This window comes from Tessaracoccus pujii (assembly GCF_054483895.1).
This window is the reverse complement of sequence record NZ_CM137012.1, coordinates 2104285-2120510: the sequence shown is the minus strand read 5'-3', so window position 1 is coordinate 2120510 and position 16226 is coordinate 2104285. Positions and strand designations below refer to the sequence as shown.

Here is a 16226-nt window from a genome sequence, read left to right as displayed (position 1 = left end):
GCCGAGCTCCCGCTCCCGTCGGTAGAGCCGGTCGCCGCGCAGCGCGCGACCGCGTCGCCCCCCGTATCCGATCTCAATCGATTCCCAAGGAGCCCCTCCCATGCACACCTTCACCGGAACCATCCCCCCGGTCATCACCCCCTTCACCCCCGGGGGCGAGCTCGATCTCCCCTCCCTGGACCGCGTCGTCGACCACCTCATCGACGGTGGCATGAACGGCCTGTTCATCCTCGGCTCCTCCGGCCAGGTGGCCTACCTCACCGACGACGAGCGCGACACAGTGACCCGCCGCGTCGTCGAGCGGGCCGCCGGGCGCGTGCCGGTGCTCGTCGGCACCCCTGACCTCACTGCGCGGCGCGTCGCGGAGCAGGCCCGACGGGCGGAGTCGCTGGGCGCCGACGCCGTCGTCGTGACCGCCCCGCTGTACGCGATCAACGACGTGGCCGAGACCGAGCGACACTTCCGCATGGTGGCCGACGCCGTCACGGTGCCGGTGTTCGCCTACAACGTGCCGGTGCGCGTGCACAGCTACCTGGGCGTGGACCTGTTGGTTCGCCTCGGCCGCGACGGTGTCATCGCCGGTGTGAAGGACTCTTCCGGCGACGACGTCGGCTTCCGCCGGCTCGTCTCCGCCAACGCCGCGGCCGGGCACCCACTGGTGCTGTTGACCGGCCACGAGGTGATGTGCGACGGCATGTACCTGCTCGGCGCCGACGGCGCGGTGCCCGGCCTGGCCAACGTCGACCCCGCCGGCTACGCCCGGATGTGGCGGGCCGCCCAGGCCGGCGACTGGCTGGCCGCGCGCGACGAGCAGGCCCGGATCGCCCGGCTCTTCGACATCGCGTTCGTGCCGCAGGGTCGCTCCGGCGATGCCGGTGGCATCGGCGCGTTCAAGACGGCCCTGGCGCTGCTCGGTGTCATCGACTCCGCCGCGATGCCCGCGCCGCTCGAGGGGCTGACCGACGGCGACACGGCCGCCATCCGCGACATCCTCGTCGAGGTGGGACTCCTGCAGTGAGGGCCGTGGGCGTCGACCTCGGCGGCACCAAGATCGCGGTGGCCGTCGTGGCGCCGGACGGGGCGATGGGTGAGGTGTCGATCACGCCCACGCCCGCGCTCGCGGGCGGCGAGGCAGTGCTCGACGCCGTCGCCGCCCTTGTCGCAAGCGCGACCGCCGGGATCGACGACGTGGCCGGCGTGGGCGTCGGCACGGCGGGCGTCGTTGATGCGACGGCGGGGCGGATCATCTCGGCCACCGACACGTTCGCCCACTGGGTGGGCACCGATGTCGCGGCCGGGCTGCGCGCCCGGCTCGGCTGGGACGCGACACGGCCGGTCGAGGTGCGCAACGACGTCGACGCGCACGCGCTCGGCGAGGCCTGGCTGGGGGCGGGGCGGGGCCGCTCGTCGATGCTGATGGTGGCGGTGGGCACCGGGGTGGGTGGCGCCGTCGTCCTGGACGGGAGCTTGTGGACCGGGGCGCACCACGTGGCCGGCGAGATGGGGCACGTTCCCACGCCCGGCGCCGAGGGTCTGCGCTGCCCGTGCGGGGTTGAGGGGCACCTGGAGGCGGTCGCGGCGGGGCCGTCGATCGAGCGGGCCTTCGCGCTGGCCTCTGGCGAGAGGTTGTCCGGGGCCGGGATCATGGCGTTGGCCGCCGCGGGCGTGGAGCCGGCTCGTCGGGTGGTGGCTGAGGCCGCCGTCGCGCTGGGCAGGGCTCTCGCGGGGATCGTGACGGTGCTGGACCCGGAATGCGTGGTGGTCGGTGGGGGAGTGGCCCGCGCCGGCGACGAGTGGTGGGGGCCGCTGAGGGACGCGTGTCGCGGCGAGGTGGTACCGGTTCTGAAGGACCTGCCGCTCCTGCGGGCCGCGCTCGGACCCGAGGCCGCGATCCTCGGGGCGGCGCGGACGGTGTTCGACGCCGTCGGCGCCAGAGTGAGTTGAGAGGAATGGCAATGAGTGTAGTGATCGAGGCGATTCACGGGCGGCTGGTGGTGTCCTGCCAGGCGTACCCGGGGGAGCCGATGCTGGACCCGCGGACGATGAGTCAGGTGGCGCAGTCGGCGGTGATCGGCGGCGCGGCCGCCATCCGGGCGAAGGGCCTGGAGGACCTGCGAGCGATCCGCGCCGTCGTCGACGTGCCGATCATCGGGCTCGTGAAGGTGGGTAAGGAGGGCGTGTACATCACCCCGACGTTGGAGGACTGCCTCGCGGTGGCGGAGACAGGCTGCGAGGTGGTGGCGCTCGACGGCACCCGTCGCCCACGCCCGGACGGCCGGACCCTGGCGGACACAGTGGCCGGCCTGAGGGAGCGCTTCCCTGAGGTGCTGGTGATGGCGGACTGCGGATCTGCAGGGGACGCGGTCGCGGCCCAGGAGGCCGGGGCGGACCTGATCGGCACCACGCTGGTGGGCTACTCGGGCGAGCGGCCCAGGACCGCGGGGCCCGACTGGGAGGCGATCGACGAGATGCTCGCGGTGGCCGACCGGCCGCTGATCGTCGAGGGGCGGATCCACACGCCGGCGCACGCCGCGGAGGCGATGCGTCGCGGCGCCTGGTCCGTGGTGGTCGGCACGGCGATCACGCATCCGGCCACGCTGACGACGTGGTTCGTCGACGCTCTGGCGATTCCCGGGGCGTGAGTCGACGACTCCTCCCGGAATGTCGGCGCGATCTGCGTTTGAATACCCTAGGGGGTATCTGTGTATAGTTGGACCTGTCCGTGAGCAACGAACAGGGAAGTGAACAGACGTGTCTCAGCAGGTCCTCGGTGATGTGAAGGTCGCGGCCAGCGGCCCCGCCTACTGGCGGGCGGTCTGGTCCACCCGCCACACCGTCGCCGCCGTTGTGGCCGCTGTCGCTCTCTTCGTGGCGCTGAACTCGGCCAGGGAGACGACGGGCGCCCTCGAGGTGACCGTCCTGGTCCTGGCCGCGCTCTTAGGCGCCGTCACCCTGGCCACCTACGTGCCTCCGGCAGGTGTCGCAGCGCGCGAGCACCTCACCGGGGGCTCGTGCGGCATCATCCCGGCCGCGGCCGTGGTGGTGGCCCCGTTCATGCTCTCCCAGGCGCCGGCCACGCTCGTCGCCCTGGCTGCGCTCCTCGCCTGCTACGGCGTGGCCGCGGCCAAGCGCATCACTGACCACGCGTCGTGCTGATCACCCCTCGAAAGGAAATCCCATGCCCACTCTTGAACTGACCGCCGAGAATTTCGAAGACACCGTTGCAGCGGAGGGCATCACCTTCGTCGACTGGTGGGCCGAATGGTGCGGCCCCTGCCGTGCGTTCGCCCCCGTGTTCGAGAAGGCCGCCCAGACGCACCCCGACGTCCGCTTCGGCAAGGTGGACACCGAGTCCGAGCAGGGCCTCGCCGCCGCCGCGCAGATCCAGGCGATCCCCACCCTGATGGCGTTCCGCGACGGGATCCTGGTGTTCCGCGAGTCCGGCGCACTGCCGGCCAAGGCGCTGCAGGAGGTCATCGACGCCGTCGAGGCCCTGGACATGGACGACGTGCGTCGCCAGCTTGCCGAGGCCACGCAGGACGCCGAGTCGCAGACCGCCTGACGCGTCGTGCCTCGAACCCGCCCGCCGATCACAGGCCGGGCGGGTTTTTGCTGCCCGGATCAGGCAAGCGGCCCCAGCAGAAACTCGCTGAGCCGCTGGTTCGGCAGCGTCGCGTCGCCGTGCTGGGTGCCGAACGCGGAGGTGGCATCGGTGCCGCACAACGGGATGATCCGCTCGGGGCCGCCGGGGTGCTGCGGGATCCAGTCGGTCACGTCGTAGACGAATCCCTCGACGGCGATCCAGCACGACTCGGCCGTGGCGTGATCCGCGAGCACTGCGGCGGGGTAGCCCTCCTCGGGTGCCGATGTGGTGGTGGCGGGGGGCGAGCCGAAGCGCGTGGGGGTGGCGCTGGTCGCGGCCGTCGCGGTGGTGCTCGGCGCCGGGGTGGTGCCGGGGGGCGGTGTCGCGGCGGGGGAGCTCGGTGCCTCCACCGTCGGGGAGGCGGTGGCCGGCGCGGCCACCACGTCTGCCCAGACCGCCGTGGCGCCAGAGTGGCCGGCCAGGACGGTCAGCCCCGTCACGACGGCGGACAGCGCCGCCGCAACCCAGCCGGTCGCTGTGCGGGCCGCCGTCGGCTCGTCCGTGTCGCGCCGCACCCACCAGAGCCATCCGCCGGCGATCACGAGATAGGCCACCGAGGTGAACGCCAGGGCGGTGCCCCACCTCTGATGCGCGGCCGGCAGCCCCACCTGCTCCGCCAGTGCGTTGCCGGCCGGCATCGCCACAACGGCGGAACCCGCCCCCGCGGCGAGGATTGCGAGCAGCGGCAGCGCGAACCTCGGCCTCCAGCGAGGGACCACGACCAGGGCGATCACCCCCAGCGCGGCCAGCGGCAGCAGCACGACGACCGCGTGCACGATGAGCGGATGCAGCGGCAGCCCCAGCACGGTGTCGACCATGCAGTGAGCGTAGTCGGGCGCCTTTGCAGGATGGAACAACGCATGCCCGCGGACCGACGGCGACACCAGCCCGGGTTGGTGCGTGATCGGCCACAGTGGACAATGGGCCCATGAGAAGAGCAGCCGATGAGGGACTCGACGTCCTGGACGACGAGGACGCGCCGAGGCGGAAGCGACGGCGTGGCCCGCTGTTCGTTCTCCTGCTGGTGTGCGTGGGGGTGCTGGTCGCCGCGCTTGCCGTAGGCGGGTACTACGCGGGACGCGGATTTTCGGCCCTGGACTCCATCACCCGCGACCAGCAGCTGACGCCACAGGACTACGAGGGCCGCCCGCAGGCGGCCACGCCCAAGGCGGGCGAGTCGGAGACGGCCGCCCCCATCAACTTCGTCCTCATGGCCAGCGATTCCCGCGACGACATCGAGAACGGCCGCAGCGACTCCCTCATGATCGCGCACGTCACCGGTGACCGGCAGGCGGTCTACCTGATCTCCTTCCCGCGCGACATGTGGGTCGACATTCCCGGCCGCGGGAAGGGCAAGCTCAACTGGGCCTATGCCTTCGGCGGCCCGCAACTGACCGTGCGCACGCTCGAGCAGCTCACCGGGGTCCGGATGGACCACACGGCACTCATCGACTTCGAGGGCTTCGTCAAGCTCACAGATGCCGTCGGCGGCGTCGAGGTCTACAACCCCTGGGCCACCGAGCAGAACCCCGGGGTCCGCTTCGAGGAGGGCCAGATCCACCTCGACGGCGAACGCGCACTCGTCTACGTGCGCGAGCGCTACCCGCTCCCCAACGGCGACCTGGACCGCGCCTACCGGCAGCGGACCGTCGTCAAGGCCATCATCCGCGAGGTCATGACGCCGGCCACGCTCGCCAATCCCGTCACCTTCAGCAATGTCGTCGGCCAGTTGGCCGACACCATGACCGTGGACGACGCGATGACCAACCAGTACGTGACGGATCTCGCGCTGTCGATGCGGCTGACCGGCACCGGTTCCATCGGTATGCTCCAGGCGCCCATCAAGGGCGTCGGCATGGTGGGGGATCAGTCCGTCGTCGTCGTGGACACCGAGGGGTTGTCGCTGCTGTCCCAGGCGCTGGCCGGGGACACGATGGACGAGTACCACGCGGCAAACCTCGACGGCGCCTCGGGCGAGCTCGGCGAGGTCGACCCGAACGAGTGACCCCGCCACCGCAGGTCCGCTGGTGGGCGATGTGGCTCGTGCTGGCGCTGGCCGCGCCCGTCACGTGGCTGGTGTTCCTCGCCGACGGCTGGAGCGTCAACCGGCTGGTGGTGGCCATCTGGTCCACGGCCGGACGGCTGGGCATCCGGGCCACCCCCGAGCAGACCGACGGTCTGCTCAACACCGCGATGCTGCTTCCCTCAGCCCTGCTCGCCGCGCTCTGGCTGCCGCGCGTGCGCTGGTGGGTCTGGGCGGTGGCCGGAGCCACCGCCTCGGTGATGATCGAGGCCGTCCAGTACTGGATGGCCCGGGACGCCAGCGCTCACGACGTCGCGTTCAACAGCCTCGGCGCAACGATCGGCGCCCTCGCGGGCGCGGGGATCAACCGGTGGGTGGCGGGGCGCTCAGACCTCGTCCAGGGCACGGTCGGTGTACTCGGGGAGGAACCAGGCCGCCACCATCGCTATGCTGAACATCACCCCGAACAGCATGAACAGGGCCGGGCGTCCTGCGGTGGAGACGATCCACGGCACCAGTAACGGGGCCAGCATCGCGGCGATCCGCCCGAATGCCGTGGCCGCGCCCGCGCCCGAGGCGCGCATCGCCGTCGGATAGACCTCCGGCGTGATGGCGTACAGCGCGCCCCATGCGCCCAGGTTGAAGAACGACAGGATGCAGCCGGCGGTCAGCGTGATGGCGAAGGCTGCACTGTCTGAGCCGGGGGCTACGGTGGCGGCGACCTGCGGGGCCATCCCGAACGCCAGCGCACCCACCACCGACCCGCCGAGGAAGGTCACGAGCGTGGGGCGCCGCCCCCACACCTCCACCAGCACCGCCGCGAGCGCATACCCGGGGAGCTGCGCCAGCGTCATGTAGAGGGTGAACTCGAACGATTTCACCAGCGTCATGCCCCCCTCGAACAGCAGGGTGGGCAGCCAGATGAAGGCGCCGTAGTAGGCGAAGTTGATACCGAACCAGGTCAGCCACAGCGCGATGGTGCGGCGCTTGAAGCGCGCCCCCCAGAGCTCCCTCTTGTCGACGGTGGACGCCTCGGGCGCGGCGTCGGGGGCCTTGGCATCCGCGGGCACGGAGATGCCGGCGGCCTCCTCGAAGTCCGACACGACCGCCTCGGCCTCCGCGTGCCGGCCCTTGCTCTCCAGGAACCGCACCGACTCGGGCAGGCCGTAGCGCACGATCAGCGAGTACGCCGCGGGAACGGCGCCGAGCGCAAGGGCCCAGCGCCACCCGTTCTCGGTGGGCACGACGAAGAAGCCGATGGCGGCGGCGGCGAGCCAGCCCACCGCCCAGAACGACTCCAGCGCCACCACGACCCGGCCCCGGATGCGGCGCGGCGCGAACTCGCTCACCAGCGTCGACGCGACGGGCAGCTCGGCGCCGAGCCCGAGGCCGACGATGAACCGGAAGATGATGAGCGTCGCCAGGCCGGTCGACAGGGCGGACAGGCCGGTGGCGATGCCGTAGACCAGCAGCGTCAGGGCGAACACCTGCCGGCGGCCGATCCGGTCCGCCAGAAGCCCGCCGAGCGAGGCGCCGAAGGCCATGCCGACGAAGCCCACCGAGCCGAGGAGCGACAGCTCGCCGCCGGTGAGGCCCCATTCCACGGCGAGCGCCGCCATGATGAAGGAGATCAGGCCGATGTCCATGGCGTCGAGCGCCCACCCCACACCGGAACCGATGAGGAGCTTGTTGTGCTTGCCCGTGTAGGGCAGCTCGTCGAGGCGCTGCGTGCGCGTCAGGAGACCAGACATGGCCGCAGTCTAGGCAGCGGCGGACGCGGGCGGGGGTGACTGCCCACATGGGTGTCCCCGACCGCGCGCCCGCGTGGGGCAGAATTGGGGCCATGTCCTCGCTCAGCGGCCTCATCGTCTGCCTTCCCGACGCCTCCGTCGACGACCTCGTCGGCGTGGTGGAGGTGCTGATCCAGGAGGGTTTCGCCACCTTCGCGCTGCCCGCGGCCGGGTCCGCGGTCGCGGATGTGATGTCCATCTTCGGCGCGCGGGCCACGCTGGGCGTCATGCGCGTGACCACGGTGGAGCAACTCGTCGCGGCCATTGGCGCCGGCGCCGCCTTCGTGCTGTGCGACGTGGCCTCGAGGTCGCTTGCCGACGCCGCCTGCGAGCTGGGCGTGCCGTGCTATCTCGGCGCGATGACCCCGACGGAGGTGCGCGCCGTGCTGGACACGTCCGCCACGGGCGCGCTGCTGTACCCGGCGGACGTCATCGGCCACGCCATGGCGCCGCGGCTGGCCGAGCTGGGCCTCGCGGAGCGGGTGCTGCCCCTCGGAGGGCTCGGGGCCTATGCGTCCGGGGAGTGGAACAAGGCCGGTACGCGGGCGGTCTGCGTCGACACCGCGCTGCTCGGCGACGCGGTGACCGGCGGGTCGCTGTCCATGCTGCGCGACAGGTGCCGGTCCTTCCGCGCCGTGGACCAGGCGATGCTGGACCGGGCCTAGTGGTAGTGACCGGGGACTCGCACGGCTCCTCAACCCCGGTTTCTCCTGGGGCCAAACCGAATGGGTGGCCGCCTGAGCTGGGGTCCCATCTGCACAGGCAACCGGACCGCCAGCCACCTCAGGGCACGAGAAGGCAGCCATGAGGGCCCGTTCCTCACTGGATCCAACCGGGAAATCCACAGGCAGCATCACCATCGCCCCACAACGCCACTCTGCTCGACCCACCAGTCATCCGGCGGACGGGGCCAGCCCTTCTTCAGCGTTCTCCTAGAAGGCCAAGCCCACCGGCTCCGGACCGAGGTCGACGTGGCGAGGCTCCGGCACGGCGAAATCGTTGGCCTTGTAAGCCTCGTAGTCGAAATTCTCGCACTCGTCGTAGCCGATCAGGTGGTACTCGTAGAAGCCGTCCCACTCCTCGTAACCGTCGCCGAGGGAGTGCTCGAGGAACGCGTCGGCCATGGCCTGGCCGAGACGGGGGGCTGTCCAAAAGCCGCCCATCGCGAGTGCGTTGCAGTTATTGGCCGTTGCCGCCCGCTTTGCGGCCCGGACACTCTCGGCGACGGCTGCGTGCACGTGCGGGCACTTGCTGGCGGCCACGTGGATGCCCATCCCAGTGCCGCAGAACAGCAGAGCCTTCTCGAACTCCCCCTCTGAGATGCGCGAACCGACGAGGAACCCGACACGGTGATACATGGGAGCGGAGTCCTTGTCCGGTGTCAGGTCCGTCACCTCCCAACCCTTTGCTTCCAAGTGCGACTTGACGTGCTCCTTCAGGTGGAAGCCCGCGAAGTCGGCCCCCATCACGACCTGCTTGTCCTGTGTGGTTCTCATGACGCCGGCGTCTCCTTCCTGATGCGGCGGCGGAAGAGCCTTCGTCCTCCGAAATCACTGGTGGCAATGACCAGCAGCAGCACCCCGCCCCAGATGAGGTCGCGGTAGAAGTTGCTGATCTGTGGGAACAGGTTGAGGCCGGACGACAGCACCTGCAGCGTGATGATCGCCAGGACCACCCCGATCAGCCGACCGCTGCCGCCGTTGGGGTTCACGCCGCCAAGGACGACAATGAGGACCGTCAGCAGTGTGTAGACCACGCCGTAGTCGGCCTTGGCCGAGTTGTAGTTGGCCAGCATCACGAGCCCCGCCAGCGAGGCCATGATCCCGGACAACATGTAGGTGCGCACCAGGAGCGACGTGGTGTTGAGACCGCTGAACTTGGCGTTGGTCGCGTTGGTGCCGAGCATGTAGAGCTTGGTGCCGAACGTGGTGCGCTTCATGATGAAGGCGATGAGCAGCACGGCGACGATGAACACGATGAGCTGCATCGGGACGCCCACCACCTTGCCGGCCATGAAGCTGCTGTAGGCAGGCGGCAACCCACTGATGGGTCGTCCCGCCGTGATGACGATGGCCACGCCGGTGAAAAGCTCCAGGGTCCCGAGTGTGACCAGGATGGCCGGGATCTTGATCTTCGCCACCAGGATCCCGTTGAGGATGCCGGCCAGGGCGCCCAGGACGAGCGACGCCACCATGGCCAGGAGGATCCCGAACAGCACCGTGCTGCCCGTCGCGTCCGGGGGGACCAGCGACAGCATGATCACGGCCGCCACGATGGAGGTCATGTTGGCGATGCCCACGACGGCGAGGTCGATGCCGCCCGTGATCATCGTCAGCATCACGCCGAGGGCCATGAGGCCGAACTCGGGGAACTGGACAGCCATGGAGTTCCAGGTGGCCATGTTGGTGAAGTTCCTCGGGCGTAGGACCAGGAACAACACCAGCAGGGAGATCAGGATCAGCGTCAGGCGGCTGAGGTGCGGGTCGCGGCGGGTGGCGCCCACTATCCGGGTGATGAAGGTGGGGCCCGAGGGCTCCGTCGTTGTGGTCATAGGTCCATCCCCTCTCATGCCGCCACGATCCGGTTGCGCTTACGTCTCTGGTTGAGCTGAACCGCCGAGATGCCCGTGCCCGCGATGATGAGGACACCTAGCGCTACCCTCTGCCAGTAGGTGGGAATGCCGATCAGGATCATCGAGTTCTGGACGATGACGATGAGCAGGGTCCCGAGCATGACGCCGGTGAGCGTGCCGGTGCCACCGGTGATCGCCGTGCCGCCGAGGACGACGGCGGCGATGACCATGATCTCCATCCCTAGCAGGTTGGTGGGGTGCATCTGTCCCATCATCGAGGTCCGGACCAGACCGGCCAGGGCCGCGATCGTGCCAGCCATCACGTAGAGCCAGAACTTGATGCGCCGAACCTTGAATCCGGCGCGGGCGGCCGACGACGCGTCGCCGCCGATGGCGTAGACGCCGCGTCCGAACATCGTGTAGCGCATGACGACGAAGGCGATCGCGACCACCGCCACCAGGAGGAGGAACGACAGTGGCATGCTCGAGGTGAGCCCGGACTGTGGGTTGCGGGCGACGAATAGGGTTGCGCGTCCGAACTCCGCCATGGAGGGCGGCAGTGTGGCGATCTGCACGGAGCCCAACGCGCCCTGCATCACCCCCTTGAACACGTTGGCCGTGCCGAGCGTGATGATCAACGTCGGCACAGCCAGCCGTGCGGCGAAGGACCCGTTGAAGGCGCCGAGCAGGGCGCCGAGCACCACCACCGTGAGGAGGGGCAGCCAGAAGCCGCCGCCGTATCCGTTGTCGACGAGGAGGCGAGTGACCGAATACACCGCCAGCGACGCCAGAGCGGGGAAGGACACGTCGATGCCGCCGGAGACGAGCACCATGTAGGTGCCCACGGCGAACAGCCCGGGGACCACCATGGCGTTGGCCAAGTCTACGAGGTTGTTGGCCGTGAAGAACTGGCCACTTCGGACCTGGATCAGCATCGCCACGGCGAGGATGACCAGGAGGAGGTAGAACTCGTTGGACCGCAGCAACCTGCGGGCGAATTCACTCATGTCGCTCCACCTCCACGGTGATCGAGCCGCCGGTAATCATGTCCGCCAACTCCTGCTCGCTCACGGTCTCGGGGTCAACCTCCACCTGGATGGACCCGTCCCGGAGGATCAAGACCCGGCGGCACGTCTGCACGAGTTCGGGGATGTCGTCGGAGATGACGATGATCCCCATCCCCTCTGCGGCGAGATGGTGAAGGATGCGATGGATCTCCGCTTTGGAGCCGATGTCAACGCCCACCGTCGGGCCGTTGAGGATCAGAATGTCGGGGTTTGTGGCCAGCCACTTGGCCAGCACCACCCTCTGCTGATTGCCGCCCGAGAGTGTGTTGACAGGGTTGTCTGGGTTCTTGGTGGCGATACGGAGTTCTTCGACCCAGCGCCCCACCTCCGTGCGGCGCTTGGTCCGGTCCAGCAGGCCCAAACGCGACGTCATGGCGTCGATCTCGGACACGATGATGTTGTCCGCAATCGAACGTTCCAATGCCAAGCCCTCCGTCAACCGGTCCTCCGGCACATAGCCGATGCCGTGCTCGATGGCTGTGGAGATGCTGTTGATGGTGACCCGCTCGCCCTTGATCACGGCCTCGCCGCTGTCGGCTGGGAACACGCCGAACAGCGAGAGCGCGAGTTCGGTGCGCCCAGACCCGAGGAGGCCAGTGATGCCCAGAACCTCGCCCCGGTGCAGGGTGAAGCTGACGTCGTCGTAGGCGCGGCTTAGCGAGAGGTTCTTCACCTCGAGAATCGGCTCGCCGACCTCCTGGGCCTTCGGGAGGACGAGGTCTTCGACGTCCTTGCCGGTCATGAACAAAGCGAACTTCTTGTGGTCCAGGTCCTCGGGGAGGGTGGTCACCACCAGCTTGCCGTTGCGGATGATGGTGAAGCGCTCGCTGATCTCGAAGACCTCGCCCAGCTTGTGGCTGACGAACAGGATGGCGATCCCGCGCGATTTCAGGTCCAGGATGACCCTGAACAGCGCCTCGACCTCACGGTTGGTGAGGGCGGTGGTGGGCTCGTCCATGATGATGAGCTTGGTGTCGGTCAACAGTGCGCGCGAGATGGCGACCAACTGCTTGTCCGCCACCGACAGATCGCCGACGGTCGCGTCGAGATCGACGGTGAAGTTGATCTTGGCCACCGCCTCCTGTGCAATCCGACGGAACCGGTGCCAGTTCGCGACCTTCCGGTTCTCGGCGAGCTCGCTGTTTAGTGCCAGGTTCTCCATCACCGTGAGATTGGGGAAGATCGAGAAGTCCTGGTAGATGACCTGAACACCGTTGTGTATGGCCTCGATGGGGTTGAGGCGCTCGTAGCTGCGTCCGCCCATGTCGATGGTGCCGCTGTCGGGCGCGTAGACCCCCGAGATGATCTTGATGAGCGTCGACTTACCGCTTCCGTTCTCCCCGGCGAGGCAGTGGATCTCGCCCGCGTGGATGTCGAGGTTGATGTTGTCCAGTGCCTGGACCCCGGCGAATGACTTGCTGAGGTTGCGCACTGAGATGACCGTGTCAGTCGTCATCGTCGTCCTTCGGCTGGTGAGGGGGGCAAGGCGGCTCGCCCTGCCCCCCATGGGAACTAGTCAGAACTGCGGCGTGGCGGCCCGACTGAGTCTGGGTCGCCACGCCCGTTCATCAGAAGCCGAAGTCGTCGACGTTGTCCGCGCTGATGACGATCCAGCCGTCACCCTCGAGGACCTTCTCGCTGCCCTCGGCGAACTTCATTCCCTCGTACCCCTTGACGCCCAGATCCACGCCGTCGGCGATGTCCTCGCCGTCGAGGATCTTCTTGGCGAGCGACGCCATGGCGTAGCCTGCGTCAGCCGGATCCCACAGCGTCAGCGCCGAGACGAGGCCCTTCTCCAGGATCTCTTTGTTGGCGGCGGGCATGCCCGTGCCGGCGGTGAAGACCTTGTCCTTGAGGCCCAGCTCCTCGATGGCGCGTGCGACGCCGGGGGCGTCGAACGACGAGGTGCCCATGATCCCCTTCAGGTCTGGGTACTTCTTCAGGAGCTCCTTGGCCTTCTGGTAGGCGGTCTCGCCGTCGTCCTGGGACTCGACGCGAGGCTCCTCCTCGAGGAGGGTCATGTTCGGGTACGCCTCCTTGGCGCGCGCGACGCCGCCGTCGGCCCACTCGTTGTGCGACGCGTTGGTCACGTGGCCCACCATCGTGGTGTACATGCCCTCTTCGCCCATGGCCTCAGCGAGGTTGTCCATGATGAAGGCGCCGTAATCGGTGTTGTTGAAGGCCTCGATGTCATACATCGTGTTCTCCTGGCTGGCGCCCTCGTGGGTCACTACGACGATGCCGGCGTCCATGGCCTCCTTGAGGACGGGCTCAAGGGCCCCTGGGTCCACAGGGACTACTCCGATGGCATCGACGTCCTGGGCGATCAGGTCACGGATGACCTGGGACTGCATGGTGGCGTCGGTCTCGGCGGGGCCGCGCTGGAACACGTTGAGGCCTGATTCCTCGGCGAACTTCTTCACGCCGGTCTCCATGCGGACGAACCACGGGTTGGTGGAGTCTTTCGGGACGATGGCGATGGTGTAATCGCCGCCACCTGCTGCGGTGCTGTTGGCGGCGTCAGTGGGCTCGGGGGTGGTGGCCGCGTCGCCACCGCACGCGGTCAGCGCGAGGCTGGCGGCCGCAGCTACTCCGATGAGCCTGCTGATCAAGCGTCGTTGCTTCATCTCGTTTCCTTTCGACGTTGCTCCTCGCGGCTGATCGGGATCCGGATTGGGACTACCGGCGGCACGACTCCCGTCGTCGTGGCATCCTTCGATTGAACCGCTTCAACTGTCGGTGGCTACGCTACTCCGGAGTCTTCGTGCTGTGAAGGGGCGCGTAGAAAAGATACGGGTTCGTTATCTTGGGTCCTTCAAGGGTGAGGGGAGTGGAGTGGTGGCAGATCGGTCCCTTGGCGAGAGCAGCCGAGCGGCCTCGGCTCGCATCCGTGACGTCGCGAATCGGGCAGGCGTCTCCGTCGGAACGGTGTCCAACACGCTCAACCATCCGGAGCGGGTGGCGCCTGCGACGCGGGACGCGGTGATGGCTGCCATCCGAGATCTGGGATTTGTCCCCAACCTGCAGGCCCGCCTGCTCACCGGCGCGCCCAGCAATGTCATCGCGCTGGTGGTGTTGGACCTGATGAGCCCCTTCTACATGGAGATCGCCCACTCCGTGGAGCGCGCGGCCCGAGAGGCCGGTCACGTCGTCATGCTCTGCAACTCGGAGAACGACAGGGAGAAGGAGAGCGAACTCCTCAAGACGCTCGCAGCGCAGCGGGTCCGAGGTGCGCTGCTGAGCCCGGCATCCGGGTCCGACAATGTCCTCGACCGGCTCGACCCGGCGCTTCCCGTCGTCATCCTTGACCACATGGGGATCGAGCGGGGCTGCGCGGTCGCCGTCGACGACGTGGTGGGCGGAGGACTCGCGAGCCAGCACCTGCTGGAGCTGGGGCACCGCCGCCTCGCATTCCTGGGCGGTCCTGCAGGGCTCCGGCAGATGCAGCAGAGGGCGCTGGGGATGAGAGAGACGATCAGGGCGTACGGCCTGAACCCCGACGAGGTCCTGATCGAGGTCAACGTCGAGGACATCGGCATCCAGGGCGGGCTTGACGGTGCCCGACGCCTGGTGGAGATGGGTGACCTGCCCACGGGGATCGTGTGCGGCAACGACATGCTCGCGTTCGGGGTATTCAGGGCCCTCGGCAGGGCGGGCGTGACGGTGCCCGATGACGTGGCGCTCGTCGGTTACGACGACGTGGAGTTCGCCGCCGACTGGGTGGTTCCGCTCACCTCGGTGCGCCAGCCGATCCAACAGATGGGCTACACCGCGGCCAAGCTGCTCCTCTCGCACGCTGGCGACCCGGACCACCGGCACCAGCAGGTGCTGCTGCATCCGGAGTTGGTGGTGCGGAAGTCCTCCGGGGTGGCGCGGCCGAACGCCGGCTGAGCCCGGAGCGTCGTCAGCGGGCCCGAGTCCCCTAGTCCGCGCTCCCGGTCGACGGGTCGGCACCCGCCACCGCACGCTCGTTGATCTGCGTAATGCGCGCCCGGAGGTGCTTGGCCGGCGTTTCGCTGAGGAGGCCGGTGACCACCCGCATCGATACGCTGGCCGACCCGTCCACAGTGGAGAGCAGCCCGTCGCGCTTCGACGCCGCCCGCCCTCGATGGTGCGTGGTGGACGGAAGGCAGAACCCCGCCGCGGCTTCGTCTCCGGTGTTGGAGATCCACCGCACCACCATGGGGAGGGTGGCTGTGTCGAAGCTGACGAAGGCGGCATCGCCTGCGGGGCGGACCTGCAAAAAGTGTGCCCAACCGTCCTCGCCCGAGTGGGGGCGGATGACGGCGCAGTACTCGGGGACCAGGGGTTGGCTGAGGCTGAGATGATTGGACTCCTCGGGCGATTCGATGATGCGCCGGGTGTATGCCTCGGTCTCCGAGTCTTGGTTAGCGTCGGGCACCACCGTGAAATGCGAGGCGTCAAAGCTGACGGTCTGCTCGAGCCGCGCGTCGTCGAACAGGGGGAAGTTCACGTGGCACATGTACGAGTAGTCGAACGGTGCGATCCGATGGTTGGTGAGCGTGGCGTCGATCTCGATCTGGGTCTCCCTGGGCCTAACGCGCACCAAGGGCCGGAACTCGATGTCCATGGAGTGTGTCCGCCGCAGGCGGCAGCTGCCGGTGACTCCGAGCCATGGCTCCTCGCCCTCCGCGAAGAGGACGGAGGCAGAGTCGTAGCGCGCCGTCGGCAGCTCACCGTGCAGCGCGTGCGTGTCCTCCGCTCCGGGGTGGCCCACGCCCGTGCCGCCGCAGTGCAGCAGGAATCCGCCGTAGGACTCTTCGAACACAGTGGAGGGCGTGGGCTCGTCGAAGTGGGTTTTCATCGTGACGTCCTCACCGTCAACGAAGAGGCGCCAGATCTGCTGGCCCCTGAACGGCAGAACGATCAGCTCCACGCGATCGGTCGTGAGCCGGAGCGCTTCGACGCCTGACGGGTACCGGAAGGTGGACACCATCCCGCTACTGCACCGCAGCAGGGTCTCCTCGTGAGTGCGGAACATCTCCGGCCGGAGGTGGACCTCAGACGGCTTGGTTTGGCTCATGGCAACTCCCTCGTCGCGACGCAGCGTCATGCCTAGCCTATGGCAATTGAACCGGTTTTTCCGCCCGATCGCATGTGGTTTTGTAGG

At 68.5% G+C, this 16226-nt stretch carries 16 protein-coding genes and 1 pseudogene; 9 read left to right on the top strand and 8 right to left on the bottom strand.

Annotation, left to right across the window (positions count from 1 at the left end; all coding sequences use genetic code 11):
• Window positions 1–100 precede the first annotated feature (100 nt).
• From ACX1D0_RS10320 to trxA, 5 genes are all read left to right on the top strand, one after another.
• Window positions 101–1018: a dihydrodipicolinate synthase family protein gene (locus ACX1D0_RS10320; RefSeq protein ID WP_459017790.1), complete on the top strand. Its 918-nt coding sequence runs from the start codon at window positions 101–103 to the stop codon at window positions 1016–1018.
• A 5-nt stretch (window positions 1019–1023) separates the two neighbouring features.
• Complete coding sequence (locus ACX1D0_RS10315) at window positions 1024–1944, top strand: ROK family protein (protein WP_459017789.1); 921 nt, start codon at window positions 1024–1026, stop codon at window positions 1942–1944.
• A gap of 11 nt (window positions 1945–1955) precedes the next feature.
• On the top strand, window positions 1956–2642 hold the full coding sequence (locus ACX1D0_RS10310; protein WP_459017788.1) for an N-acetylmannosamine-6-phosphate 2-epimerase: 687 nt from the start codon (window positions 1956–1958) through the stop codon (window positions 2640–2642).
• Window positions 2643–2751: 109 nt separating this feature from the next.
• Complete coding sequence (locus ACX1D0_RS10305) at window positions 2752–3156, top strand: hypothetical protein (RefSeq protein WP_459017787.1); 405 nt, start codon at window positions 2752–2754, stop codon at window positions 3154–3156.
• A 22-nt stretch (window positions 3157–3178) separates the two neighbouring features.
• On the top strand, window positions 3179–3562 hold the full coding sequence (gene trxA / locus ACX1D0_RS10300; RefSeq protein WP_459017786.1) for a thioredoxin: 384 nt from the start codon (window positions 3179–3181) through the stop codon (window positions 3560–3562).
• Between the two features lie 59 nt (window positions 3563–3621).
• Here the strand turns inward: trxA and ACX1D0_RS10295 are convergent, their stop codons facing one another.
• A complete protein-coding gene (locus tag ACX1D0_RS10295; RefSeq protein ID WP_459017785.1) occupies window positions 3622–4461 on the bottom strand; it encodes a DUF2231 domain-containing protein in 840 nt (279 codons plus the stop codon).
• 110 nt (window positions 4462–4571) lie between these two features.
• Between ACX1D0_RS10295 and ACX1D0_RS10290 the strand changes: the two genes are divergently transcribed.
• Together ACX1D0_RS10290 and ACX1D0_RS10285 are read left to right on the top strand one after the other, a co-directional pair.
• Entirely contained in the window at window positions 4572–5648 is a 1077-nt protein-coding gene (locus ACX1D0_RS10290) for an LCP family protein (protein ID WP_459017784.1), read from the top strand.
• A 29-nt stretch (window positions 5649–5677) separates the two neighbouring features.
• Window positions 5678–6004: pseudogene (locus ACX1D0_RS10285) on the top strand (VanZ family protein); the annotation flags it as partial.
• Window positions 6005–6052: 48 nt separating this feature from the next.
• Here the strand turns inward: ACX1D0_RS10285 and ACX1D0_RS10280 are convergent.
• Window positions 6053–7417, bottom strand: a complete 1365-nt coding sequence (locus tag ACX1D0_RS10280; protein ID WP_459017783.1) for an MFS transporter — start codon at window positions 7415–7417, stop codon at window positions 6053–6055.
• Between the two features lie 92 nt (window positions 7418–7509).
• Here ACX1D0_RS10280 and ACX1D0_RS10275 point away from each other — a divergent pair, with 92 nt between their 5' ends.
• Window positions 7510–8121, top strand: a complete 612-nt coding sequence (locus ACX1D0_RS10275) for a hypothetical protein (RefSeq protein WP_459017782.1) — start codon at window positions 7510–7512, stop codon at window positions 8119–8121.
• Window positions 8122–8388: 267 nt separating this feature from the next.
• Here ACX1D0_RS10275 and ACX1D0_RS10270 read toward each other — a convergent pair whose 3' ends face one another.
• The 5 genes from ACX1D0_RS10270 to ACX1D0_RS10250 form a co-directional block, all read right to left on the bottom strand.
• On the bottom strand, window positions 8389–8952 hold the full coding sequence (locus tag ACX1D0_RS10270; protein ID WP_459017781.1) for an RpiB/LacA/LacB family sugar-phosphate isomerase: 564 nt from the start codon (window positions 8950–8952) through the stop codon (window positions 8389–8391).
• Window positions 8949–10007 (bottom strand): ABC transporter permease, encoded by a 1059-nt coding sequence (locus ACX1D0_RS10265; RefSeq protein WP_459017780.1) that lies wholly within the window; start codon window positions 10005–10007, stop codon window positions 8949–8951. The genes ACX1D0_RS10270 and ACX1D0_RS10265 overlap by 4 nt, the downstream gene beginning before the upstream one ends.
• Window positions 10008–10021: 14 nt before the next feature.
• Complete coding sequence (locus ACX1D0_RS10260) at window positions 10022–11035, bottom strand: ABC transporter permease (RefSeq protein WP_459017779.1); 1014 nt, start codon at window positions 11033–11035, stop codon at window positions 10022–10024.
• Complete coding sequence (locus ACX1D0_RS10255; RefSeq protein WP_459017778.1) at window positions 11028–12551, bottom strand: sugar ABC transporter ATP-binding protein; 1524 nt, start codon at window positions 12549–12551, stop codon at window positions 11028–11030. The genes ACX1D0_RS10260 and ACX1D0_RS10255 overlap by 8 nt, the downstream gene beginning before the upstream one ends.
• A gap of 112 nt (window positions 12552–12663) precedes the next feature.
• A complete protein-coding gene (locus ACX1D0_RS10250; RefSeq protein ID WP_459017777.1) occupies window positions 12664–13722 on the bottom strand; it encodes an autoinducer 2 ABC transporter substrate-binding protein in 1059 nt (352 codons plus the stop codon).
• 211 nt (window positions 13723–13933) lie between these two features.
• Between ACX1D0_RS10250 and ACX1D0_RS10245 the strand changes: the two genes are divergently transcribed.
• Complete coding sequence (locus ACX1D0_RS10245; RefSeq protein WP_459017776.1) at window positions 13934–14986, top strand: LacI family DNA-binding transcriptional regulator; 1053 nt, start codon at window positions 13934–13936, stop codon at window positions 14984–14986.
• Between the two features lie 31 nt (window positions 14987–15017).
• On the opposite strand, the gene ACX1D0_RS10240 is transcribed toward ACX1D0_RS10245, so the two are convergent.
• Entirely contained in the window at window positions 15018–16139 is a 1122-nt protein-coding gene (locus tag ACX1D0_RS10240) for a DUF4432 family protein (RefSeq protein ID WP_459017775.1), read from the bottom strand.
• Between the last annotated feature and the right edge of the window lie 87 nt (window positions 16140–16226).